This is a genomic window from Streptomyces calvus (assembly GCF_006782915.1).
GTDB lineage: Bacteria > Actinomycetota > Actinomycetes > Streptomycetales > Streptomycetaceae > Streptomyces > Streptomyces calvus.
On sequence record NZ_VCNP01000009.1, the window covers coordinates 128,907 to 152,095 of the forward strand.

Here is a 23,189-nt window from a genome sequence, read left to right on the forward strand (position 1 = left end):
CGAGCGGGTGCGGTCTCAGGCGCGCAGCCAGACCGCCGTGTCCTGCGGCAGTCGTCCGTCGGGGTCGAGCGGGCCGCTGGCGAGGAGGATCCCGGCGGGGTCGGGCAGTGCGGCCGGGGTGTCGGAGAGGTTCACCAGGCAGCGCGCACCGCCGGCCCGCGCGAAGTGGAGGACGCCGTCGGGTGCGGGGAGCCAGGTGAGCGGTCCGTCGCCGAAGGCGGGGCGCAGGCGGATCGCCCGGCGGTACAGGGAGAGCATGGAGCCGGGATCGTCGAGCTGGCGGTCGACCGCGTGGTCCGCCCAGCCGTCGGGCTGCGGCAGCCACGGTGTCCGACGCGACCCGAAGCCCGCATACGGCGCGTCGGCCGCCCAGGGCAGCGGCACCCGGCAGCCGTCGCGTCCCGGGTCGACGCCGCCGGACCGGGCGTGCATCGGGTCCTGGATCAGCTCGCGCTCCACCTCCACTTCCGGCAGGCCCAGTTCCTCCCCCTGGTAGAGGTAGACCGCGCCGGGCAGGGCCAGTGACAGCAGGGCGGCGGCGCGGGCCCGGCGGGTGCCCAGCGCCAGGTCCGTGGGGGTGCCGAAGGCCTTGGTGGCGAAGTCGAAGCCGGTGTCGGCGCGGCCGTAGCGGGTGACCGTGCGGGTCACGTCGTGGTTGCACAGCACCCAGGTGGCGGGGGCGCCCACCGGAGCGTGCTCGGCGAGTGTCTCGTCGATGGAGGCGCGCAGCCGGGCCGCGTCCCAGGGGCAGGCCATGAAGGAGAAGTTGAACGCGGTGTGCAGTTCGTCGGGGCGGAGGTAGCGGGCGAAGCGTTCGGTGTCCGGGAGCCAGACCTCACCGACGAAGACGGCCCCGTACTCGTCGGCGATGGCCCGCCAGGAGCGGTAGATGTCGTGGAGTTCGTCGCGGTCGACGTAGGGGTGGGGGTCGCGGCCCTCGGTGAAGTCGGGCAGCCGCGGGTCCTTCACCAGCAGCGCGGCGGAGTCGATGCGCACGCCCGCCACGCCCCGCTCGAACCAGAAGCGCAGGATGTCCTCGTGCTCCTGGCGGACGGCGGGGTGGGCCCAGTTGAGGTCGGGCTGTTCCGGGGCGAACAGGTGGAGGTACCAGTCGCCGCCCGTATCGGCAGAGCGCGACGGGCCGTCCTGGACAGGGTCAGGGGAGGCGGGAAGGCGGGTCCAGGCGGGGCCGCCGAACTCCGACCGCCAGTCGTTCGGCGGGAGTTCGCCGTGTTCGCCGCGGCCCGGGCGGAAGTGGAACAGGTCGCGTTCGGGGCCGCCGGCGAGGGCGGCGCGGAACCACGGGTGCTGGTCGGAGACGTGGTTCGGCACGATGTCGACGATGGTGCGGATGCCCAGCTCGCGTGCCTCGGCGATGAGTTTCTCCGCCTCGGCGAGGGTTCCGAAGGCCGGGTCGATCGACCGGTAGTCGGCGACGTCGTAGCCGCCGTCCTTCATCGGGGACAGGTACCAGGGGTTGAACCACAGGGCGTCGACGCCGAGTTCGGCGAGGTACGGAAGCCTGGCGCGGACGCCCGCGAGGTCTCCGGTGCCGTCGCCGTCGCCGTCGGCGAAGCTGCGGACGTACACCTGGTAGATGACGGCGGAGCGCCACCAGTCGTCGCTCCGGGCAGGGGTGGGCTGTCCCACGGTGCGTGCCTTTCTCTTCTGTGAAGGGTGCCGGTGTCAGCCCTTGGTGCTGCCCGCGCTGATTCCGGCGATGATGTGCCGCTGGAAGACGAGGAACAGCGCGACCATGGGGATGCTGGCGATCACCATCGCGGCGATGAGCACGGTCAGTTGGATGTTCTGCGAGAGCTGTACGAGGGCCACGCCGATCGGCTGCTTGTCGGTGTCGGAGAACACCATCAGCGGCCACAGGAAGTCCTGCCACACGGCGACCAGCGCGAAGATCGACACCACGCCGAGCACGGGCCGGGACATGGGCAGCACGATGGACCACAGGGTGCGCAGCCGGCCCGCGCCGTCCATCTCGGCGGCCTCCAGCACGTCCCTGGGCAGCTGGTCGAAGAACCGCTTGAGCAGGTAGAGGTTGAAGGCGTTGGCGACGGCGGGCAGCCAGATGGCGAGCGGGTCGTTGAGCAGCCCGAGGTCCGCCACGGTCAGGTACTTCGGTACGACCAGGGCCTGGGCCGGGACCATCAGCGTGGCGAGGATGCCGCCGAGGACCAGCTTGCCGAAGGCGGGCCGCAGCCTGGACAGGGCGTAGGCGGCGGCCGTGCAGAACACCAATTGGAACAGCCAGGCGCCGGCCGCCTGCACCACCGTGTTCCACAGGTGGGTGGGCAGCTGCATCAGGTCCCAGGCGTCGCTGTAGCCGCTGGTGTTCCAGCTCTCCGGGACGAGGGTGGGCGGGGTGCGCGCCACCTCGTCCGGTGACTTCATCGCGCCGCTCACCATCCAGTAGACGGGGAAGAGGAAGGCGAGCGCGAACAGCACGACGACGCCGGTGAACACCGTCCAGTAGGCGGCCCTGCCGCGGGGGCGGGCCAGCACGGCCGGGGAGACGAGGGTGCGGGTGCCGGCGCTCATGCGGCCTCCTCTGCGGAGCGGGTGAGCCGGAGGTAGACGGCGGAGAACACGCCGAGCAGGGCGAGGAGCATCACGCTGAGCGCGCAGGCGCCGCCGAAGTCGTTGTAGAGGAAGGCGTACTTGTAGATGAGGTAGAGGACGGTGACCGTGGAGTTCTCCGGACCGCCGCCGGTGATCACGAAGGGTTCGGTGAACACCTGCATGGTGGCGATGATCTGCAGGAGCATCAGCATCAGGATGACGAACCTGGTCTGCGGGATCGTCACATGGCGGACGCGCTGGAGCAGGCCCGCGCCGTCGAGTTCGGCGGCCTCGTACAGCTCGCCGGGGATGGACTGCAGGGCGGCGAGGTAGATGAGGACGGTGCCGCCCATGTTGGCCCAGGTCGCGACGAGGACGAGGGAGACCAGGGCGGTGTCGGCGCCGTTGGACCAGTTCGAGGTGGGCAGGTGGAGGAAGCGCAGTGCCTCGTTGGCGAGGCCGGCGCCCGGGTCGTAGAACCACTTCCACAGCAGGGCGCTGACCACCGGCGGGATCATCACCGGCAGGTAGACGACGACCCGGAAGAACGCCTTGGCGTGCCTGAGTTCGTTGAGGACGAGGGCCAGCACGAAGGGGATCGCGAAGCCGATCAGCAGGGCGAGCAGGGTGAAGGTGAGCGTGTTGCGCCAGGCGGCGCCGAACTCGGGGTCATGGAGGACGCGGGTGAAGTTGGCGGTGCCGACCCATTCGGCTTCCGAGCCCGGTGTGTACGTCTGGAAGGCGATCACGACCGCGCGGATCGCCGGGTACCAGGAGAACAGCGCGAAGCAGACGAGGCCGCCGGCGAGGAAGCCGTAGGCGCGCAGGTGGTCGGCGAGGCGGCGCCGTCTGCGGTCCCCGGCCGGGGACGGCGCCTGCACCGGGCGGACCGGTGGGAGCGGGGCCGGCCGTTCGACGGTCTTCATCGCCGGTCAGCCCCGCGCCAGAATGCCGTCGATCTTGCCGGAGGCGTCCTTCAGCAGGCGGTCGATGTCCGCGTCCTCCTTGGTGAGGACGGCGGAGACGACGCCGTCGAGGACGGAGTAGAGCTGCTGGGCGTGCGGCGGCTCGATCTTCGTCTCCAGGCTCTGGTTGCCTTCGAGGAACGCCCGGTAGTTCTCCACCGGGACGTTCGCGTGGGCCTTCTTGACCTGCTGGTCCTTCGCGTCGGCGGCGCCGGTGAACAGGCGGGGCTCGGGCAGGCCGACCGGGGCGTCGTGCTTCTCGGCGCGGGCGTAGTCGCCGAGGAAGCCGTCACCGGGCGTGAGGAACATGTGGTCGAGCCACTTGAGGCCGGCGCGGATCTGCTCGGGTGAGGCGTCCTTGTGGAACATGTAGCCGTCGCCGCCGATGAGCGTGGCCTTGCCGCCGGGCATGGGCGCGATCGCGATGTCCTCGTATTCCGCGCCCTTCTCCTTGACCAGGATCGGGATGTTGTCGGGGGCGGCGAGGTACATGCCGAGCTTGCCGGAGCCCATCATCTGCTGGACGTCGTTGATGACGAGCAGCTGCTTGCTGCCCATCGACTCGTCCTTCCACCGCATGTCGTGGAGGGTCCGCAGCACGGCGCGGCCCTCGGGGGTGTCGATGGTGGCCTTCCTGCCGTCGGCGCTCACCACGTCGCCGCCCTGGGAGTACAGCTCGGCGGTGAAGTGCCAGCCGCCCTGGTTCTGGGCGCTGTAGTCGGCGTAGCCGACGGTGCCGTCGCCGAGCGCGGCGATCCTCCTGGCGGCGTCGCGGACCTCGGCCCAGGTGGTGGGCGGCCGGTCCGGGTCGAGGCCGGCCTTCTCGAAGAGGGCCTTGTTGTAGATCAGGCCCATCGAGTAGCCGGTGCGGGGGATGCCGTAGACCTTGCCGTCGACGGTGTAGATGTCCCGCAGTTGCTGCTGGATGGTGGCGTAGCTCTTCAACTCCTTGACGTACGGGGTGAGATCGGCGGCCTGGTCGATGTCGACGACGTGCCGGGCGTCGGTGAAGTACGTGTAGAACACGTCCTCCATCTGGCCGCCGGCGAGCTTGGCGTCGAACGTCTTCGGGTCCTGGCAGGGGAACGCGTCGTGCGGGACGACGTCGATGTCCGGGTTCTTCTTCTCGAAGGCGGCGACGTCCTCCTCGAAGAACTGGCGGTCGACCTTGGCGCTCTTGGGCGGCATGCAGTTGACCGTGATGCGGGTCTTGCCGTCGGCGGCGTCGTCGCCGTCCGAGCCGCAGGCGGTGAGCGCGAGCGCGCCGACGCCCAGCGCGACAAGGGAACGGCGGATCCCGGTGCTTCTCATCGGTGGACCCCTTAAGGGACAGGAGCGAGTGGACCCCTCGCCACAGGAGCGGCGGGCGGGCCACACTCAAGCACCGACGACAACGGTGCGCAAGATGTCGCGCAGACTTTGAAATTATTCGACAGCTCGGTGATTCTCAGGTGCGGGGCGCCTGGGCGGTCGAGCCGCGCACCACCAGCTCGGGTTCGAACAGCAGCTCCTCCGGGGCCACCGCACTGCCGTTGATCTGCGCGTTCAGCAGCTCCACCACGGCCTTGCCCATGGCCTCGATCGGCTGCCGGACGGTGGTGAGCGGGGGCTCGGTGCAGTTCATCAGCGCCGAGTCGTCGTATCCGACCACGGAGATCTGCCCCGGCACGTCGAGTGCCTTGCGGCGCGCGGCCCGTACGACACCGAGCGCGAGGGGGTCACTGGCGCAGATGAAGCCGGTGACGCCCCGCTCGATCAGCCGGGAGGCGGCGGCGTGGCCGCCCTCGATGGAGAACATGGCCCGGGCGACGTGCTCCTCGGGCACCTCCCCGGCGACCGCGCGGGCCGCGGCGAGCTTGCGCGCGGAGGGCATGTGGTCGCCGGGGCCGAGCACCATCCCGATGCGCTCGTGGCCGAGCGAGGCCAGATGCCGCCAGGCCTGCTCCACGGCCACCGCGTCGTCGCACGACACGGCCGGGAAGCCGAGGTGCTCTATGGCCGCGTTGACGAGGACGACGGGGATGTTGCGCTCGGCGAGCCGGCGGTAGTGGTCGTGCGGCGCGTCGGCCTGGGCGTAGAGGCCGCCCGCGAACACGACGCCGGACACCTGCTGCTGGAGCAGCAGGTCCACGTAGTCGGCCTCGGAGACACCGCCGCGGGTCTGGGTGCACAGCACCGGCGTCAGTCCGAGCTGGGCCAGCGCGCCGCCGATGACCTCGGCGAAGGCGGGGAAGATCGGGTTCTGCAGCTCGGGCAGGACCAGGCCGACCAGCCGGGCGCGCTCGCCGCGCAGCTGGGTGGGCCGCTCGTAGCCGAGCACGTCCAGGGCGGAGAGCACCGCCTGCCGGGTCGCCTCGGAGACCCCGGGCTTGCCGTTGAGCACCCGGCTGACCGTGGCCTCGCTGACCCCGACCTTCTTCGCCACCACAGCAAGTCGTCGCGTCATGAACGCAAGCTTAGCGCAAGAAACGCAAACTACTTGCGTAATGACGCAAGAACCGGTGTCAGGGAGCTGCCCAGAGCCCTCGCACATGCCCAAGGTGGCGGGTCATCACGGCCCGCACGGCCTCGGGGTCCCGGGCGAGCAGCGCGTCGAGCAGCTCCAGGTGCTCCTCGGCCGACGCCTCCAGCCGGCCCTGCTCCACCAGCGCGGTCAGCCCGTACAGCCGGGCGCGCTGCCGCAGGTCCCGCACCACCTCCACCAGGTGGCCGTTGCCGGCGAGCGCCAGCAGCCCCAGGTGGAAGCGCTGGTCGGCCTCGACGTACGCGATGAGGTCGCCGGCCGCGGCGGCGGTGACGATCTCCTCGGCGACCGGCCGCAGCGCCTCGAGCGCCACCGGGTCCGCGGTGACCGCGAGGTCCGCCGTCGTCGGGATCTCGATCAGGGAGCGGACGTGGGTGTACTCGTCCAGTTGCCGGTCGGAGACGGCGGTGACCCGGAACCCCTTGTTCGGCACGGTGTCGACCAGGCCCTGCTTGGCGAGGTCGAGCATGGCCTCGCGCACCGGGGTGGCGGAGACGCCGAAGCGGGCGGCGAGCCCGGGCGCCGAGTACACCTCTCCGGGCCGCAGTTCACCGGCGATCAGCGCGGCCCGCAGCGCGTCCGCGACCCGCTCCCGGTAGCTGGGCCCGCGCCCTCCGATGGAGCGCAGGGCGGGAGGGGTCCCGGTCACAGGACGAATCCCGCCGGGAACGGGTCGCGCGGGTCCAGCAGGTACTGCGCGGTGCCGGTGATCCAGGCGCGTCCGGTGAAGCTGGGCAGCACCGCCGGGCGGCCGGCCACCTCGGTGGTGCCGAGCAGCCGGCCGGTGAACCGGGTGCCGATGAAGGACTCGTTGACGAACTCGGTGTGCAGCGGGAGTTCGCCACGGGCGTGCAGCTGGGCCATCCGGGCGCTGGTGCCGGTGCCGCAGGGCGAGCGGTCGAACCAGCCGGGGTGGATCACCATGGCGTGCCGGGAGTGGCGGGCGGTGGCGTCGGGAGCGGTCACCTGCACATGGTGACAGCCGCGGATGGACGGGTTCTCGGGATGGACGGGTTCGCCGGCCGCGTTGACCGCCTCCATCAGGGACAGGCCCGCCGCGAGGATGTCGTCCTTGCGGGACCGGTCGAAGGGCAGCCCGAGCCGGTCCAGCGGCAGGATGGCGTAGAAGTTGCCGCCGAAGGCGAGGTCGTAGGTGACCGTGCGCCCGTCGGGCAGGGTGGCCTGCCGGTCGAGTGCGACGGCGAAGGACGGGACGTTGCGCAGGGTCACGGCGGTGGCGGCCCCGTCCTCGACGGCGACCTCGGCGACGACGACCCCGGCGGGCGTGTCCAGGCGGATGGTGGTGACCGGCTCGACGACCTCGACCATACCGGTCTCGACCAGCACCGTGGCGACGCCGATGGTGCCGTGCCCGCACATCGGGAGGTAGCCGGAGACCTCGATGTAGACCACGCCCCAGTCGCAGTCCGGGCGGGTGGGCGGCTGCAGGATCGCGCCGCTCATCGCGGAGTGCCCGCGCGGCTCGTTCATCAACAACTGCTTGATGTGGTCGCGGTGGTCGCGGAAGTACAGCCGCCGCTCGTTCATGGTCGCGCCGGGGATGGTGCCGATGCCTCCGGTGATCACCCGGGTGGGCATGCCCTCGGTGTGCGAGTCGACGGCGTGCAGGACGAGCTTGCTGCGCATGACCGGCCCTCCCCTACGCCAGTCCGGCCGCGAGGGCCTGCTCGGTGGCCGCGCGGACGGCCGCCTCCTGACCGGGTTCCAGCGGGACGCGGGGCGGGCGGCAGGGGCCGCCGTACCGGCCGGTGAGGTCCATGGACAGCTTGATCGCCTGGACGAACTCCACGCGCGAGTCCCAGCGCAGCAGCGGGTGCAGCCGCCGGTACAGCGGCAGCGCGGTGGCGAGGTCACCGGCCGCGGCGGCGCGGTAGAGCTCCACGCAGGAACGGGGCAGCGCGTTCGGGTAGCCGGCCACCCAGCCCTTGGCGCCCGCGACGGCCAGCTCCAGCAGCACGTCGTCGGCACCCGCCAGCAGGTCGAGTTCGGGCGCGAGTTCGGCGATCCGGTAGGCGCGCCGGACGTCACCGGAGAACTCCTTGACCGCCTGGACGTATCCCTCGCCGTGCAGCCGGGCGAGGAGTTCCGGCACCAGGTCGACCTTGGTGTCGACGGGGTTGTTGTAGGCGACGACCGGGAGTCCGGCGGCGGCGACCTCGGCGTAGTGGGCGAGGACGGAACGCTCGTCGGCGCGGTAGGCGTTGGGCGGCAGCAGCATCACGGCACGGCAGCCCGCCTCCGCCGCCTGCTCGGCCCAGCGGCGTGCCTCGGCGGAACCGTAGGCGGCCACACCGGGCATGACGCGCTCCCCGCCGACCGCGGCGACGGCCGTCTCCACGACCCTGGCGCGCTCCTCGGCGGTGAGCACCTGGTACTCGCCGAGCGAGCCGTTCGGTACGACGCCGTCGCAGCCGTCGGCCACCAGCCGGGCGCAGTGCTCCGCGTAGCGGTCGTGGTTCACGGTGAGGTCGTCGTTCAGCGGCAGCGCGGTGGCGACGAGGACGCCGCGCCAGGGGCGGTGGTCGGTCATGAGTGTCCTTCCTCGGAGTGCTGTCCGGCGAGTACGCCCAGCGGCACGGGCCGGGCGAACGGCCGCCGGGAAGGAGTGGGTTCGCAGCCGGCGAGGCCCGCGACCGCCGGTTGGCACATCCGGCCCTGGCACCAGCCCATGCCGGCCCGGGTGAGCAGCTTGACGGTGCGGGCGTCCCCGGCGCCGAGCGCGAGTGCCTCGCGGACCGCGCCCGCGGTGACCTCCTCGCAGCGGCAGACCACCGTGTCGTCGGTGACCCGGTCGGTCCAGCGGGCGGGCGGTGCGTACACGGATCCCAGGGCGGCCGCGTGCCGGCGCGCGCGGGCCCGCACCCGGGCGGCGGGCGCCCACTGCCGCGGATCCGGTGCGGTGCCGCGCAGCCGGGCGACGACGGAGCGGCCGGCGATGTGTCCCTCGGCGAGCGCGAGCGCCGCGCCGCCGACACCGGTGGCCTCGCCCGCGGCCCACACTCCGGGTACGTCGGTGCGCTGCTCCTCGTCGACGGCGACGGTGAGCCCGTCGAGCCGGCAGCCGAGGGCCTCGGCGAGGTCGGTGTGCGGGAGCATGCCGTGGCCCACGGCGAGGGTGTCGCAGGGCAGGAGGCGTTCGGTGCCGGGCCGGACACCGCCGTGCGCGTCGAGCGCGGCGACGGTGACGCCGGTCAGCCGCTCGTCGCCGTGGGCGCGGACGACGGTGCGGCGGGCGAGGAACGGCACGCGGTGCCGCAGCAGCCGGGCCGCGTACCCGGCCGCCTCCGGGAACTTCCCGGCCAGCGTCACGGCGTGCCGCGGCAGGCGTTCGGGCCCGGCGGACTCCACCAGCGCAGCAACGGTCACTCCGGCGGCGGCGAGTCCGGCCGCCACCGGCAGCAGCAGCGGCCCGGTCCCGGCGACCACGGCGGTCCGGCCCGGTGTCACGAGCCCGCCCTTGAGCATGGCCTGGGCGCCGCCGGCGGTGACGACACCGGGGAGCGTCCAGCCGGGGAAGGGCAGCACGGTCTCGTGGCCGCCGGTGGCCAGCAGCACCGCGCGGGCGTGCACCTCGGCGGGCTCCTCCTGGTCCGGTCCGAGCAGCGCGTGCACGGTCAGTCCGCCGGACGTCCGCTCCACGCCCCACACGTGATGCTCCGTCAGCAGACGTACCGAGCCTGCGGCGAGGCCGTCCCGCAGCCGGGTCCAGGTGCGCCACCGGTGGTGCAGGGCCTCGGGGCGGGCCGCGCGCAGCCCGGCGGCGGGCTGCCGGTGGAACTGTCCGCCCGGCTCCGGTGCCGCGTCGATCAGGGTGACGCGGACGCCGCGCGCGCAGGCCGCGAGGGACGCGGCGAGACCGGCCGGGCCGGCGCCGATCACCGCGAGGTCAGTGGGCATGTCCGGTCCCCTCCTGGGTGCGGATGTCGTCGCCCGGCCGTGCGGGCACCAGGCAGGCCCGCTGGTTGGGTCGGCCGTTGACGGTGACCAGGCAGTCGAAGCACACCCCGATCCCGCAGAACACCCCGCGGGGGCGGCCGCCGTCGCGGGTGGCACGCCAGGAGGTGATGCCGGCCGCCCACAGCACCGCGGCGACGGTCCGGCCGGGCAGGGCCTCGATCCGCCGTCCGTCGAACGTGACCGTGAAGGCGGGTCCGGGCCGGGCCCCGGCGAGCTCCAGTGGGTTCACCGCGCGGTCTCCTTCGTGGTCCGGGGAAAGCGGTCGGGCCGGAACGGTGTGAGGTCCAGGGCCGGTGTCCGCCCGGTCAGCGACTGGGCGATCAGCAGTCCGGTGCCGGTGGCCAGTCCGATGCCGGCGCCCTCGTGACCGCACGCGTGGTACAGGCCCGGCGCCCTGGGGTCGGGGCCGATCGCCGGGAGGTGGTCGGGCAGGTACGGCCGGAATCCGGCGTACGTCCGCAGGGCCCGTACGCCGGACAGGAAGGGGAACAGGGCCGTCGCGCCCGCCGCCAGCGCCCGCACCGCGGGCAGCGACAGGGAGCGGTCGAAGCCGACGCGTTCCCGGCTGGCGCCGATGAGCACCGGTCCGGCGGCCGTGCCCTCCACCACCGGTGAGGTCTGCAGCGCCGCCGAGTCGCTGGCGACGTCGGCCACGTAGTCGGCGGCGTACACCTTGTGCCGGATGCGCGGCGGCAGCGGCTCGGTGACCAGGACGAAACCGCGGCGGGGCAGCACGGGCAGCAACACGCCCGCACGGGCGGCGAGTTCGCCGCCCCAGGTGCCGGCCGCGTTGACGACCGCCGGCGCCTGCACGTCGCCGCGGTCGGTGCGCACGCCGCGCACCGCGCCGCCGGGGGCGCGCAGCACCCGGGTCACCTCGCGGCCGGTGAGCAGCCGGGCGCCGGAGGCGCGCAGCAGATGGGCGGCGGCGAGGGCGGGCATCACCTGGGCGTCCTGCGGATAGTGGACGCCGCCGGCGAGTCCCGGGGCGAGGCGGGGTTCGAGGTCGTGCAGTCCGTCGGCGGTGACGGGGTCGGCCGTCACGCCCGCCGCCCGCTGTGCGGCCGCGAACGCCCGCAGGGAGTCGAGGGCTTCGGGTGTGCGGGCGACGACGAGCCCGCCCTTCGCCTCGTACTCCACGGCGGCGCCCAGTTCTTTGGCCGTCTCGGCCCACAACCCCAGGGAGAGCAGCGCGAGTTGGAGTTCGGGTCCGGGCGCCTTGTCGGAGACGAGGAGGTTCCCCTCGCCCGCGCCGGTCGTGCCGCCGGCCACCGGGCCCCGGTCCACGACGGTCACCGACAGGCCCGCCCGGGCCGCGTACAGGGCGCATGCGGCGCCCGTCATCCCGGCGCCCACCACCACGACATCGCAGGTCAGCGACTCGCTCACGCCAGTACTATGTCACACATCACACATGCGGGGAACAGGTCGGACAAGGGCGGTCCGCAGCCGCTCAGTCGGCGGTGCGGACGACCCTCAGGTGGGAGGCGGCGCGGCGGGCCCTGCGGTGGCCGGCGGAGACCCGGGGCGCCTCGCGCAGGACCAGGGTCAGCCGGGCGCAGTCCATGTCCCGCAGGGTGCGGGTCGTCTCGACGACGATGCGGCAGTCCGTGGCGCCCCAGCGCGGGTCGGGGTGGAGCAGCGGCCGTACGGCGCCGTCGTGCTCGGCGGCCTGCTCGCCGACCACGCGCAGCCAGTGCGGGACCCCGTACCGGTAGGCGGCCTCCATGATGGGGTCCTGGGCGATGTCACGGCGGATCGACTGCAGTCCGCGGTCGTGGCCGTAACGCTCGACGGTCTGGGCGAAGTGGGCGAGCATCGGCAGGCACCAGCTCGACTCGTGGTCGCCGAGCACCGTGGCGGCGTCCGGGTGGAAGAGGACGAACCGCAGGAAGTTGTCGACGGGCAGGGCCGTGGGGTGCGGCTCGACGTCCTGGAAGAGCGCCCGGAAGGCGCTGTTGGTGAGCAGGACGTCCCAGCGGTGGTCCACCACCAGCGAGGGGTGCGGCGCCGCCTCCAGGAGGTCGGCGTAGTCCCGCAGATAGGCCTGGGCCTCGGGAGTCCCGGTGGTGGGCCGCGGCGCCGGCCGCTGCCCTCCTGCCTGATGTGCCATCGGGAGGTCACCCCTCTTGCCTGTGCGGCCCTGACGCGGCGCCCCGATCCTGCTGCCCAGACCTGTGGCATGTCAACTATCGTGGCATTTCATGCCGGTTGACGGCTGAAATTGGCCACAGTTGTGGCGAGACCTGGATGTGAGTTCGAAGCACGGCTAGTCTCCGTGAAGTTCACGGCAATCGCTTGTGAGAAGCCTGTGAGAGACGTAGGAGATCTTTCGGTGACGGGTGGCTTCGAGGGTCCGGGCACCGCGCCGACGACCGCGCTGCCGGCCGTCGTCGCCCGCGTCACCGCACTCGCCGACCGGCTGGGCGTGGCGCAGAGCGAGGTCTTCGACGTGGGCCGGCTGTCCGTCGCCTCCGGTGTGCCGGAACCCGTGGTCAAGGCGTTGCTGAGCGGACGTCCCGCGGGCGAGCCCGATGTGCAGGCCCGGTTCCTGCAGCGGCTGGACCTGCTGCGCCGCACCCGGCTGAAGCCCAACGGCCGCAAGTACACGCAGCAGGAGATCGCCGACGGCGCGGGCATGTCGCGCCAGCAGGCCGGAGCGCTGATCAACGGCGACCGGCGGCCCACCATGGAGCACTGCGACGCCATCCAGCGGTTCTTCCGGGTGCACGCCGGTTTCCTCACCGCGGAGGACCCCGAGGCCCTCACCGGCGCGCTTCAGCACACCGAGCAGGAGCTGCTGCAGAAGCTCGCGGACCGGGAGCGGGCGGCGGCGGCTCCGGCCGACGACCCGCTGGAGCGGCTGCTCCAGGACCACGGGGTGCGCGGGATCGCGTGGCGGGCCGCGCAGCTGCCCACCGACCAGCACCGCGACAAGGTCGCGGAGTGGCTGGACATGCTCCTGGAGAGTGTCCAGCGGCCCAAGTCCTGACCCGGGGAGAACCGTGGGCATCGGCAAGGAAATGCGCCGTCTGTGCGGCGAGTTGGTCGCGGAGCTGACGCTTCCCGCTCCGGCACGGCCCGCTGATCTGTACGCCGCCCTGTGCGAGGCGATGAGCCGGCGCCGGGGCCGCCCCGTGCTGTTCCGTACGGCCGTCTTCCCGCCGGGCACCGCCAGCGGACTGTGGCTCGACATGACGGACCTGGACCTGGTGGTGGTCGAGGAGCGCACCGCGCCCGACCACCAGTTGGTGATCCTCGGCCACGAGCTGTGGCACATGAAGGCCGGCCACTGCGGTCACCATGTCGCCGGCGCCGAGGTCGCGACCCGGCTGCTGGGCGACACGCCCGACGAGGACGCCCTGCGGGCCACCGTCCTGCGGGTCGCCGCGCGCACCCGCTTCGACCTCGCCGAGGAGAAGGACGCGGAGGCGTTCGGCCTGCTGCTGGCCAGCAAGTGCCGGACGTGGCTCGCCGGTTCGTCGCTGCGCGGGCCGGTGCAGCGGGACCATCTCGCGGGCCGGATCGGGGCGTCGCTGGGTTACCTGGGTCCGCAGGGCTGACCGGGCGCGCCCCGGCGCGCGAGCCCCTCCAGGCGGGCGAACCGGGCTGCGTCTCGGCCCGATTGTCAGTGGTGGGCGGCAAGCTGGAGGTGCGCGCCCGCAGTGCGTGGGCGTGGGACCCATGACGACGACACGGGGAGAGCCGAGCGATGCCCACCGCCGTACTGACCGACCGCGAACGCACCGCCGTCCAGGCCTATCTGCGGCTGCTGCACACCGTGCGCGCCGCCTTCGACACGCCGTCGGCGTCGCCGGACACGCCCGGCCCGCCGCTCATCCCGCCCGCCGTGCTCGCCGAGGCGGAGACGGCCCTGGCGCGGGCGGGACTGGCGGGCAACGAGGCGGAGTTCTTCCGCATGCTGCGCGACTGGCGGCGCGCCGAGCCCTGAGGACCGCGGCCGGCCGGGTCCCGGGACGGCGGCCCGCCGTCCCGGGACGGTCCGGTGCAGCCGCGCGGGACCGGCGGAAGGCCGTGAAGTGCAGGACCGGCGGAGGTCCGGACGGTGCGGGACCACCGGGGTCGGATGACGCGGGCCACCGGGGACCGGCTGGCGCGGGACCACCAGGTTCGAATGGTGCGGGCCACCGGGGACCGGCTGGCGCGGGACCGCCGGGTACGGATGGCACGGGCCACCGGGGACCAGTTGGTACGAGACCACCGGGGTCGGATGGTGCGGGCCGCCGAGGTTCGGTGGTTCGGGACCACCGGGGCCCAGTTGGTACGAGACCACCAGGTTCGTATGGTGCGGGCCGCCGAGGTTCGGTGGTTCGGGACCACCGGGGACCAGTTGGTACGAGACCACCGGGGTCGGACTCCGCGGGCCGCCGAGGGTTCAGGTGTGCGGGACCGCGATCGCGGTGGCGATCAGGCCGTCCCGGGTGGTCCAGCGGCCGGTGAAGTGGTCGAGCACCCGGGTGCCCACCCGGGGGCCGGGCACGAGGAGCGTGGCGCGGAAGCCGCCGCGGGTGGCTGCGTCGGGGTCGGGGACGATCTCGATGTCCGCCTCCGAGAAGTCCAGCCACTTGCGGGTCAGCGGGAACCACGCCTTGTAGACGGACTCCTTGGCGCTGAACAGCAGCCGGTCCCAGTGCACGGCCGGGTGCTGCCCGGACAGTCGTTCGAGGCGCGTCACCTCCTGCGGGAGTGCCACGGCGTCCAGGACGCCCTCCGGCAGCGGGCCGTGGACCTCGGCGTCGACACCGAGGGACGCCAGGTCGCCGGCGCGGACCAGAGCGGCGGCGCAGTAGCCCTGGCAGTGGGTCATGCTGCCGGTCACGCCCTCGGGCCAGACGGGGGCGCCGCGCTCACCGGGCAGTACGGGCTGCGGCGGCACCCCGAGCTTCTCCATGGCGCGGCGGGCGCAGGAGCGCACAGCGGTGAACTCCCGGCGGCGCTTGAGGACGGCCCGCGCCACCAGCGCCTCCTCCTCCGGGTACAGCGGGGCGTCGACGCCCTCGTCGCCGTAGGCCGCCACGGCGACCACCGTCTGCGGCAGCAGTTCCTCGATCATCGCTTCCCGTCCTCCCTCGGCACGATCCGGCGCAGCCGGCCCGGCGGCTGGTCCCGCTTGCGCCACTCGCGCGGGTAGCCCACCGACACCTCCTCGAAGCGGACACCGTCCTGCCAGGTGGTCCGGGGGATGTGCAGATGGCCGTAGACCATGGTGTGGAGGTTGAACCTCCGGTGCCAGTCGTCGGTCAGTACGGTGCCGCACCACATGGCGAACTCGGGGTACCACAGCACGTCCGTCGGATGGCGGTGCAACGGATAGTGGTTGACGAGGACGAGCGGCCGGTCGTCCGGCAGTGCGGCGAGGCGCCGCTCGGTCTCGGCGACCCGGGCCCGGCACCAGGCCTCACGGCTCGGGTACGGGTCGGGGTGCAGCAGGTGCTCGTCGGTGCACAGGACGCCGGTCTTGTGCGCGTACGCCAGTCCCTCGTCCTTGGTGGCGCATCCGGGCGGCAGGAAGGAGTAGTCGTACAGCAGGAACAGGGGTGCGACGGTCACCGGACCGCCGGGGCCGTCCCAGACCGGGTAGGGGTCCTCGGGGGTGAGCACGCCGAGGGCGCGGCACTGTTCGACGAGGTGGTCGTAGCGGGCGGCGCCGCGCAGCGTGACCGCGTCACGCGGATGGGTCCACAGCTCGTGGTTGCCGGGCGCCCAGACGACCTTGGCGAACCGTCCTGCCAGGGTCTTCAGGGCCCAGACGATGTCCTCCACGGTCTCCGCGACATCACCGGCGACCAGCAGCCAGTCCTCGTCCGACTCCGGCCGCATCCGTTCGACCAGGGCGCGGTTCTCGTCGTAGCCGATGTGCAGGTCGCTGATGGCCCACAGCTGTCCGCCGTCTGTCCCCGACATCACCCGTCGCCCCTTCAAGCGTCACGAACGACCCCACGAGATCACATCCGTGGCGCCGGGACAAGCGCGACCCGGCACTTGCCGGTGGTATCTGGAGCGTCCGTCGAAGCCGTATGATCTGCGGCACCACCGCCGTGAAACGCCCTTCTGACAGGGCGGTTTGGCGATCCTCCATACACCTGCCCGGGCAACGGGCCGCCGAGCCCTGCCCGCGAACCGTGAAAGGCGGCCTGCATGGTCTCTCGCGTACGCGTCTGGCTCAACCGCACGTACGCGGAGAACGTGTTCTTCATGGATCAGCTGCGGAGAAATCCCAGCGACCGCGCCGTCGAGATCCATGCCACCCACGGCGACCCCGACTCCCCCGTGCTGGCCGCCGCCGACACCGCCGAGCTGGAGCCGGAGGGCCTGTCCCCGGCGGCGTACGTCGAGTACGCGCTCGCCCAGTGCGAGCGGCGCGGCATCGACGTGTTCGTGCCCCGGCTGCACCAGGCGGCGGTCGTCGCGCACCGCGCCGAGTTCGAGGCCGTCGGCACGGCGCTGCTGGCGCCGCCGCCCGAGGCGGTGGCCGTGTTCCGGGACAAGGTGATCGCCTACGAGGCGGTCCAGGCGATCGGGGTGCCCGTGCCGCCGTGGTGGCGGGTCCGTGACGCGGACGAACTCGTCGCCGCCGTCGAGGAGTTGGAGTCGCGGGGACTGCGGGCCTGCTTCAAGCCCGCGTCCGGCGCGGGCGGGGTCGGTTTCCGTGTGATCACCCGAACCCCGTTCTCGCTCACCCAGCTGAACGGCTTCCCCAGCCCGTACGTGCCGCTCGACCTGGTGCTGGAGGCGGTGCGGCAGGCGGAGGAGCCGGTGGACTGGCTGGTGATGCCGCGGCTGGAGCAGCCGGAGGTGTCGGTGGACTGTCTCACCGGACCCGACAACCGGATCCGGCTGGCGGTGGGCCGCACCAAGAACGGCCGGCGCCGCGGGTTCACGCTGCACGAGCAGTGGCTGGAGCCGGCCCGGCGGATCGCCGAGGGTTTCGGGCTGCACCACCTGTCCAACATCCAGTTCCGGATGCTCGGCGACCGGCCCGTGCTCATGGACGTCAACACCCGGCCGGCCGGCGGGCTGCACCAGCTGTCGCTGTGCGGTGTGAACGCGCCGTGGGCCGCCGTGCGGTTGGCGCTCGGCGAGGACCCGGGCGAGATCGTCCCGCCGTTCCTGGGCCAGGACTACACGGTGGTCTCCGGTCCGCGTCCGCTGCTGCCGGTGCCGCTGCCGCAGCAGCTCGCCGACCTGCCCGCGGCCTCGCCCGCGCTGGACGCCGTACCGGCTCCGGCGGCGTCCGTGGAGCCGAGGACGGCGACCGGGGCACGCTCCTGAAAAAAATCTCCGGGGAATTTCCCGCCGGGGTGTATCAGGAGCCGGGCAGCGCGCTCTTAACGGTGAAGGCGACTGGGGAAGCCGCCGGGGGGAGCACGGGGGAACGGGGGGCTCGGGTCGGTCGGCCGCTGTCACGGGGGGCGACCGGCCGACCCGAAGCCGTTTCCCGGCCGCCTAGTTCAGATAGGCGAGGCCGGGGTGGACGGCCGTGTAGCCGTCGACCAGCCGCCGGGCCACGTTCACCGAGTCCACGAGCGGGTGCAGGGCGAACGCCTTGACCGCTGTCGTACGGGAGCCCGACCGGGCGGCGGCCAGCACTTCGCGTTCGACGGCCTTGACCGCGCAGACCAGACCGGTGGCATGGCCGGGCAGCGGGTCCACGGCGACGGGGTGCGCGCCGTTGGCGTCCACCAGGCAGGGCACCTCGATCACGGCGTCCGCGTCCAGCGGGGCGAGGGTGCCGCGGTTGCGGACGTTGAGGATGAGGGTGGTGCGCTCGTCGCGGGCGACGGCCCGCATCAGGGCGAGGGCGACCTTCTCGTAGCCGCCGGACAGGTCGTCCGCCTCGCGCTCGCCCGCGCCGGCCGCCTCCCGGTTCTCGGCCATGTAGGTGGCCTCGCGCTCGGCGCGCGTGCGCTCCCACAGGTCCAGGGCCGAGACGGCGGGGTCGTCCGTCCCGGCGTAGAAGCGGGCCTGCTGGTCGTGCAGGAAAGCGCCCCTGGTGCGCTCGGCCCGCCGGTAGGCGTCGACCGCCTCCCGGTTGAAGTAGTAGTAGTGCAGGTACTCGTTGGGCACCGCGCCCAGCGAGCGGAGCCAGTCGGCGCCGAAGAGCCGGCCCTCCTCGAAGGAGCCGAGCAGCACCGGGTCGTCGAGCAGGCGGGGCAGCTCGTCACGGCCGGCGACGCGCAGGCCGCGCACCCAGCCGAGGTGGTTGAGGCCGACGTAGTCGATCCACGCCTCCTGCGGTCGCGCGCCGAGCACCCGGGCGATACGGCGGCCGAGGCCGACCGGCGAGTCGCAGATGCCGATGACGCGGTCGCCGAGGTGGCGGGACATGGCCTCGGTGACCAGGCCGGCCGGGTTGGTGAAGTTGATGACCCAGGCGTCGGGGGCGAGACGGGCCACCCGGCGGGCGATGTCGACGGCGACCGGGACGGTGCGCAGACCGTAGGCGATGCCGCCCGCGCCGACCGTCTCCTGGCCGAGGACGCCCTCCGCGAGGGCGACCCGTTCGTCGTCGGCCCTGCCCTCCAGGCCGCCGACGCGGATCGCGGAGAAGACGAAGTCGGCGCCGCGCAGCGCCTCGTCCAGGTCGGTGGTGGCGGTCACCTCGGGGGCATCGGGCACCCCGGCCGCCTGCTCGGCGAGCACCCGGGTGATCGCGCGCAGTCGGCCGCCGTCCACGTCGTGCAGCACCACCCGCGTCACCCGCCCCTCGGCACGATCGCCCAGCAGCGCCCCGTACACCAGCGGCACGCGGAACCCTCCGCCGCCCAGAATCGTCAGCCTCACACCGCACCTCCGCCTCGCCGACGCGACGACCCTACTCGCGGGACGCGGTCCCGGCGGGCAGCCGCCCGCCGCAGCGGGCCGGCACCGACCGTCCCCGCGGCTGGGCGGAGTCCGGGCGAAATCCCTCTCACCGGTGAGGACCGGGCGGGCCGGCCGTCGTGATACTGGAACGTCCCCCGCCCCCGAGGAGCCGCCCATGTCCCTCCGGTCCGCCTTCACGCCGGTCGTCACCCGCTGGCGCTCGGCGAATCCGTACGCCCTCGACACGGCGCTCGCCGCGCTCGTGCTGTTCGCCGTGTCGCTGCACTGGATCTTCCCCGGCAAGGGCGACGAACAGCTGACCTGGCAGGGCTGGCTGCTCGCCGCCGCCACGGCCGTACCGCTGGTCTGGCGGCGGCGGTCGCCGTGCGCGTCCGCGTGGGCCGTGTCGGCCGCCACCCCGGCGCAGGCGCTCTACCACGCGCCCCCACCGGACGTGATGTACGGCGGGATGGTCGTCCTCTACACCATGGCCGCCCTGGCACGGCCCTGGCAGCGCCGGCTGATGCTCACCGGCTGGGTGGTGGGGGTCGTCGTGACCATGCAGCACCAGGCGGACAAGCAGCCGTTCGAGTACGCCTTCCACCTGATGGGCCTGGTCTGCGCCTACGCCCTCGGGGTGCTCGCCCGGGTGCAGCGCGCCTACACCACCGAGCTGGAGGACCGGGCCCGGCGCCTGGAACGGGAGCGGGCCGCCGACACCGCGCGGGCCCGGGCCGAGGAACGCTCCAGGATCGCCCGGGACATGCACGACATCCTGGCGCACGCGGTGAGCCTGATGGTGGTGCAGGCGGAGGCCGGGCCGGTGGTGGTGCGCAAGGACCCGGAGCGCGCGGAGGCCACCTTCGACACCATCGCGACGACCGGGCGGGACGCGATGGCCCAACTCCGGCGCATTCTCGGCGTGCTGAAGGAGGAACGGCCGGACGGCGAGGTGGCGCGGCTGCCGCAGCCCAGCGTGGCCGCCCTGCCGCGGCTGGTCCGCCAGGTGCAGGAGTCCACCGGGCTGCGCACCGAGCTGCGCACGACGGGCGAACCCTGTCCGCTGCCCTCGGACACCGAGATCGCGGCCTATCGTGTGGTCCAGGAAGCACTCACCAACACGGTGAAGCACGCCCGCGCCTCCCGCGCGCTGGTGGAGCTGGACTGGGCGGAGGACCACGTGACCCTCACGATGACCGACGACGGACGGGGCCCGTCGGCACCGGTCGGCGGACACGGGCTGATCGGCATCCGGGAGCGGGCCGCCGCCTGCGGGGGCAGCGCCGAGACCGGCAGGGGCCCGGACGGCGGTTTCCGGGTCGTCGTGCGCCTGCCGGCGGCCGGGGACCGGCAGGGGGCCCTCGGGTGAGCATCCGGGTGGTCGTCGCCGACGACCAGGAGCTGGTGCGGGCCGGGTTCGGGATGATCCTCGACGCTCAGGACGACATCGAGGTGGTCGCCGAGGCCGGTGACGGTGAGGAGGCCGTCGCCGCGGTGCGCCGGCACGGTCCGGACGTGCTGCTGCTCGACATCCGCATGCCGGTGATGGACGGCCTGGAGGCGGCCCGCCGCGTGTGCGCGCAGTCGTGCTGCAAGGTGGTCATGCTGACCACGTTCGACCTGGACGAGTACGTGTACGAGGCGCTGTACGCGGGCGCCAGCGGGTTCCTGCTGAAGGACGTCCGCCGGGACGACCTCGTGCACGCGGTGCGGGTCGTCGCGGCCGGTGACTCGCTGCTCGCCCCCGCGGTGACCCGGCGGCTGGTCGCGGACATCGTGCGGCGCCGCAGGGAGCGGTCCGCCGCAGAGGCGGCGCCGCCGCAGCGCCTGGACGCGCTCACCGCCCGCGAGGTGGAGACGCTGCGGCTGCTGGCCCGGGGGCTGTCCAACGCGGAGATCGCCACGACCCTGTTCGTCAGCGAGCACACCGTGAAGACTCATGTGAGCAACGTGCTGAGCAAGCTCGGTCTCAGGGACCGGGTGCAGGCGGTGATCTGCGCGTACGAGACGGGTCTGATCACCCCGGGCTCCCCCTGAGGGGTGAGGCAGGGGGCCGTCTCCCCCGTACGGGCGAGGGCCGCAAACCGCTCCCTCCGGCGATCCGATCACCCGGCCCGCCACGCGAGTCTGAGGGTCGATGAAATCCGTCACTCGCCGGGAGGGACCGTGCTTTCCGCACTTGCCCGGGCGGCCACCCGCCGCCCCTTGACCGTGATGCTCCTGTGGGGGCTCTTTCTGCTGCTGGGCTTCGGGCTGGGGACGGGCGTGTTCGCGCGGCTCTCCGACAACGTGCCCGAGGTGCCCGGAACCGAGTCGGAGTCGGCCGCACAGTACCTGGACCGCGAGGACCCGGTCGGCGAGTCGATCAGCGGCGTGGTCGCCGGCACCGCCGTCTCCGACCCGGCGCTGCGCGCCGACGTCGAGCGGGCCGTCGCCGACGTCCGGAAGGTGGCCGGTGTCGCCGCCGTGCCCGACCCGTACACCACACGCGGCCTGACCGCGGAGGACGGGCAGGCGCTGATCATCCCCGTCACGCTGGAGGGCGGTCTGGACGACGACGACGCGGAGCGCACACTCGACGCGGCGGCCGAGCGGATCCGGGAGATCGACGCCCCCGACGTCCATGTGAGCGGCGGCCCGCTGCTGGGGCAACAGCTCACCGAGCAGGCCCAGAAGGACGTCAAGTTCGCGGAACTGGTCTCCTTGCCGGTGGTACTGGCGCTGCTGCTGGTGGTGTTCGGCGGACTGCGCTCGGCGCTGCTGCCGCTGGTGATCGCGGTCAGCGGGATCGCGGGGGCTTTCCTGGCGCTGTTCCTCTTCAGCGAGGTCACGGACATCTCGGTGTACGCGATCCAGGTGACGACGATGCTGGGGCTCGGGCTCGCCGTGGACTACGCGCTGCTGATGCTGATGCGGTTCCGGGAGGAGCGCCGGCACACCGAGGATGTCGTGGAGGCGGTGCACCGCACGGTCGCGGCAGCCGGGCGGACGGTGCTGTTCTCCGGACTCACGGTGGCCGTCAGCCTGACCGGACTGCTGGTCTTCCCGAGCGTGTTCCTGCGCAGCATGGGTCTCGCGGTCGCCGCCGTGGTGGTCATCGACATGCTGGCCGCGCTGACCCTGCTGCCCGCGCTGCTGACCCGGTTCGGCGGTCGGATCCCGCCTGCGAAGGACCGGCCGGAGGGCGAGGAGGGCAGGTTCTTCGCCCGGCTCGCCCGCTTCGCGGCCCGGCGCCGGATCGCCGTCCTGGCCGTGGCTGTCCCGGTGCTGCTGGTCCTCGCGGTGCCCATGGCCGGGATGAAGATCGCCATCGGGGACGCGCGGCAGCTGCCCACGACCAGCGAGGCCCGGCAGCTGCACGACACCGTGGGCGACCACTTCCCGCCCGGTGCCGGGGTCACGCCGGTCACCGTCGTCGTCCGGCCCGGCACCGACGCCGCGACCGTCGACGGGATCCGCTCGCTGTCCCCGGCCTCCTCGGCCCGTGAACTGCCCGGTGGCGCAACGGTGCTGGAGATCCGGCCGCCCGGCGAGGCCGACGGCAAGGAGGCGACCGACCTGGTCGAACGGGTGCGCGAGGTGCGCGGCGACGAACCGGTCGAGGTCACCGGGCCCGCGGCCCGGCTGGTCGACTTCCGCGAGATGCTCGGCGAACGGGCACCCTGGGCGGCCCTGACCGTCCTGGCCGGCATCTTCGTGCTGCTGTTCGCGTTCACCGGTTCCGTGCTGCTGCCCCTGCGCACCATCGTGACGACCCTGCTCAGCCTGGCCGCCGCGCTCGGCGCGGTGGTGTGGGTCTTCCAGGACGGCCATCTGGCCGGACTGCTGGGCACCGAAGGGCTGGGCGCGCTGAGTCTCACCGCGCCGCCGCTGATCATCGCGATCGCGTTCGGACTCGCCATGGACTACGAGCTGTTCATCCTGGCCCGGATGGGGGAGGCCCGCCGGCACAGCGGTGACGACGCGCAGGCGGTGGTGGACGGACTGCGCCGCTCGGGCCGGGTGGTGACCTGCGCGGCGCTGCTGCTGGCGGTCGTCTTCGCCGCCTTCATGACCGGCGGCTTCTCACCCATCCTGCAGATCGGCCTCGGTCTCACCCTGGCCGTCCTCATCGACGCGACCGTCGTGCAGATGCTCCTGGTTCCGGCGACCATGTCCCTGCTGGGCCGCCGCGCCTGGTGGGCCCCGGCGCCGCTGCGCCGCGTCCACGACCGCTTCGGCCTGCGGGAGGAGCCGGTGGAGGAGCCGCGGCCGCGGGTGCCGACCGGGGTCTGATCCGGCCTGCGGGGACCGTCCGCACGTGGTCGAACGAGTGGCGCGCG

At 73.1% G+C, this 23,189-nt stretch carries 22 protein-coding genes; 7 read left to right on the forward strand and 15 right to left on the reverse strand.

The window, feature by feature from the left end:
- Window positions 1–15: 15 nt before the first annotated feature.
- The 12 genes from FGW31_RS03930 to FGW31_RS03985 all read right to left on the reverse strand — a co-directional run bounded on the left by FGW31_RS03930 (window position 16) and on the right by FGW31_RS03985 (window position 12,154).
- Window positions 16–1,650, reverse strand: a complete 1,635-nt coding sequence (locus FGW31_RS03930; RefSeq protein WP_142191910.1) for a glycoside hydrolase family 13 protein — start codon at window positions 1,648–1,650, stop codon at window positions 16–18.
- Between the two features lie 36 nt (window positions 1,651–1,686).
- Entirely contained in the window at window positions 1,687–2,553 is an 867-nt protein-coding gene (locus FGW31_RS03935; protein WP_142191911.1) for a carbohydrate ABC transporter permease, read from the reverse strand.
- The gene (locus FGW31_RS03940) at window positions 2,550–3,500 is read right to left on the reverse strand and encodes a carbohydrate ABC transporter permease (RefSeq protein ID WP_142191912.1); all 951 of its coding nucleotides are present in this window, start codon (window positions 3,498–3,500) and stop codon (window positions 2,550–2,552) included. The genes FGW31_RS03935 and FGW31_RS03940 overlap by 4 nt, the downstream gene beginning before the upstream one ends.
- Window positions 3,501–3,506: 6 nt before the next feature.
- Complete coding sequence (locus FGW31_RS03945; RefSeq protein WP_142191913.1) at window positions 3,507–4,850, reverse strand: ABC transporter substrate-binding protein; 1,344 nt, start codon at window positions 4,848–4,850, stop codon at window positions 3,507–3,509.
- A gap of 136 nt (window positions 4,851–4,986) precedes the next feature.
- Window positions 4,987–5,985, reverse strand: coding sequence for a LacI family DNA-binding transcriptional regulator (locus FGW31_RS03950; protein ID WP_182674453.1), 999 nt, complete (start codon window positions 5,983–5,985; stop codon window positions 4,987–4,989).
- A gap of 58 nt (window positions 5,986–6,043) precedes the next feature.
- Window positions 6,044–6,712, reverse strand: coding sequence for a GntR family transcriptional regulator (locus FGW31_RS03955; RefSeq protein WP_182674454.1), 669 nt, complete (start codon window positions 6,710–6,712; stop codon window positions 6,044–6,046).
- Window positions 6,709–7,710: a proline racemase family protein gene (locus FGW31_RS03960; protein WP_142191914.1), complete on the reverse strand. Its 1,002-nt coding sequence runs from the start codon at window positions 7,708–7,710 to the stop codon at window positions 6,709–6,711. Before FGW31_RS03960 ends, FGW31_RS03955 begins: the two co-directional genes overlap by 4 nt.
- Window positions 7,711–7,723: 13 nt before the next feature.
- Window positions 7,724–8,614 (reverse strand): dihydrodipicolinate synthase family protein, encoded by an 891-nt coding sequence (locus FGW31_RS03965; RefSeq protein ID WP_142191915.1) that lies wholly within the window; start codon window positions 8,612–8,614, stop codon window positions 7,724–7,726.
- A complete protein-coding gene (locus tag FGW31_RS03970; RefSeq protein ID WP_142191916.1) occupies window positions 8,611–9,981 on the reverse strand; it encodes an NAD(P)/FAD-dependent oxidoreductase in 1,371 nt (456 codons plus the stop codon). The genes FGW31_RS03965 and FGW31_RS03970 overlap by 4 nt, the downstream gene beginning before the upstream one ends.
- Window positions 9,971–10,270 (reverse strand): (2Fe-2S)-binding protein, encoded by a 300-nt coding sequence (locus FGW31_RS03975; RefSeq protein ID WP_142191917.1) that lies wholly within the window; start codon window positions 10,268–10,270, stop codon window positions 9,971–9,973. The genes FGW31_RS03970 and FGW31_RS03975 overlap by 11 nt, the downstream gene beginning before the upstream one ends.
- A complete protein-coding gene (locus tag FGW31_RS03980; protein WP_142191918.1) occupies window positions 10,267–11,430 on the reverse strand; it encodes an NAD(P)/FAD-dependent oxidoreductase in 1,164 nt (387 codons plus the stop codon). The genes FGW31_RS03975 and FGW31_RS03980 overlap by 4 nt, the downstream gene beginning before the upstream one ends.
- Before the next feature lie 64 nt (window positions 11,431–11,494).
- Window positions 11,495–12,154: an MmyB family transcriptional regulator gene (locus FGW31_RS03985; RefSeq protein ID WP_142191919.1), complete on the reverse strand. Its 660-nt coding sequence runs from the start codon at window positions 12,152–12,154 to the stop codon at window positions 11,495–11,497.
- Window positions 12,155–12,376: 222 nt separating this feature from the next.
- Between FGW31_RS03985 and FGW31_RS03990 the strand changes: the two genes are divergently transcribed.
- From FGW31_RS03990 to FGW31_RS04000, 3 genes are all read left to right on the forward strand, one after another.
- Complete coding sequence (locus FGW31_RS03990; RefSeq protein WP_142191920.1) at window positions 12,377–13,033, forward strand: helix-turn-helix domain-containing protein; 657 nt, start codon at window positions 12,377–12,379, stop codon at window positions 13,031–13,033.
- Window positions 13,034–13,064: 31 nt separating this feature from the next.
- Window positions 13,065–13,604 (forward strand): toxin-antitoxin system, toxin component, encoded by a 540-nt coding sequence (locus FGW31_RS03995; RefSeq protein WP_142191985.1) that lies wholly within the window; start codon window positions 13,065–13,067, stop codon window positions 13,602–13,604.
- A gap of 149 nt (window positions 13,605–13,753) precedes the next feature.
- Window positions 13,754–13,993 carry a hypothetical protein gene (locus FGW31_RS04000; RefSeq protein ID WP_142191921.1) on the forward strand — a complete coding sequence of 80 codons (240 nt, stop codon included), beginning with the start codon at window positions 13,754–13,756 and terminating at the stop codon, window positions 13,991–13,993.
- A gap of 444 nt (window positions 13,994–14,437) precedes the next feature.
- On the opposite strand, the gene FGW31_RS04005 is transcribed toward FGW31_RS04000, so the two are convergent.
- Window positions 14,438–15,115 (reverse strand): 4'-phosphopantetheinyl transferase family protein, encoded by a 678-nt coding sequence (locus FGW31_RS04005; RefSeq protein WP_142191922.1) that lies wholly within the window; start codon window positions 15,113–15,115, stop codon window positions 14,438–14,440.
- Window positions 15,112–15,966 (reverse strand): metallophosphoesterase family protein, encoded by an 855-nt coding sequence (locus FGW31_RS04010; RefSeq protein WP_142191923.1) that lies wholly within the window; start codon window positions 15,964–15,966, stop codon window positions 15,112–15,114. The genes FGW31_RS04005 and FGW31_RS04010 overlap by 4 nt, the downstream gene beginning before the upstream one ends.
- A 234-nt stretch (window positions 15,967–16,200) precedes the next feature.
- Here FGW31_RS04010 and FGW31_RS04015 point away from each other — a divergent pair, with 234 nt between their 5' ends.
- Complete coding sequence (locus FGW31_RS04015; RefSeq protein WP_142191924.1) at window positions 16,201–17,334, forward strand: ATP-grasp domain-containing protein; 1,134 nt, start codon at window positions 16,201–16,203, stop codon at window positions 17,332–17,334.
- Window positions 17,335–17,508: 174 nt separating this feature from the next.
- On the opposite strand, the gene FGW31_RS04020 is transcribed toward FGW31_RS04015, so the two are convergent.
- A complete protein-coding gene (locus FGW31_RS04020) occupies window positions 17,509–18,846 on the reverse strand; it encodes a 6-phospho-beta-glucosidase (RefSeq protein ID WP_142191925.1) in 1,338 nt (445 codons plus the stop codon).
- A 196-nt stretch (window positions 18,847–19,042) separates the two neighbouring features.
- Here FGW31_RS04020 and FGW31_RS04025 point away from each other — a divergent pair, with 196 nt between their 5' ends.
- The 3 genes from FGW31_RS04025 to FGW31_RS04035 all read left to right on the forward strand — a co-directional run bounded on the left by FGW31_RS04025 (window position 19,043) and on the right by FGW31_RS04035 (window position 23,142).
- On the forward strand, window positions 19,043–20,236 hold the full coding sequence (locus FGW31_RS04025; protein WP_142191926.1) for a sensor histidine kinase: 1,194 nt from the start codon (window positions 19,043–19,045) through the stop codon (window positions 20,234–20,236).
- A complete protein-coding gene (locus FGW31_RS04030; protein ID WP_142191927.1) occupies window positions 20,233–20,904 on the forward strand; it encodes a response regulator in 672 nt (223 codons plus the stop codon). Before FGW31_RS04025 ends, FGW31_RS04030 begins: the two co-directional genes overlap by 4 nt.
- A gap of 129 nt (window positions 20,905–21,033) precedes the next feature.
- Complete coding sequence (locus tag FGW31_RS04035) at window positions 21,034–23,142, forward strand: MMPL family transporter (RefSeq protein WP_142191928.1); 2,109 nt, start codon at window positions 21,034–21,036, stop codon at window positions 23,140–23,142.
- The last annotated feature ends 47 nt before the right edge of the window (window positions 23,143–23,189 follow it).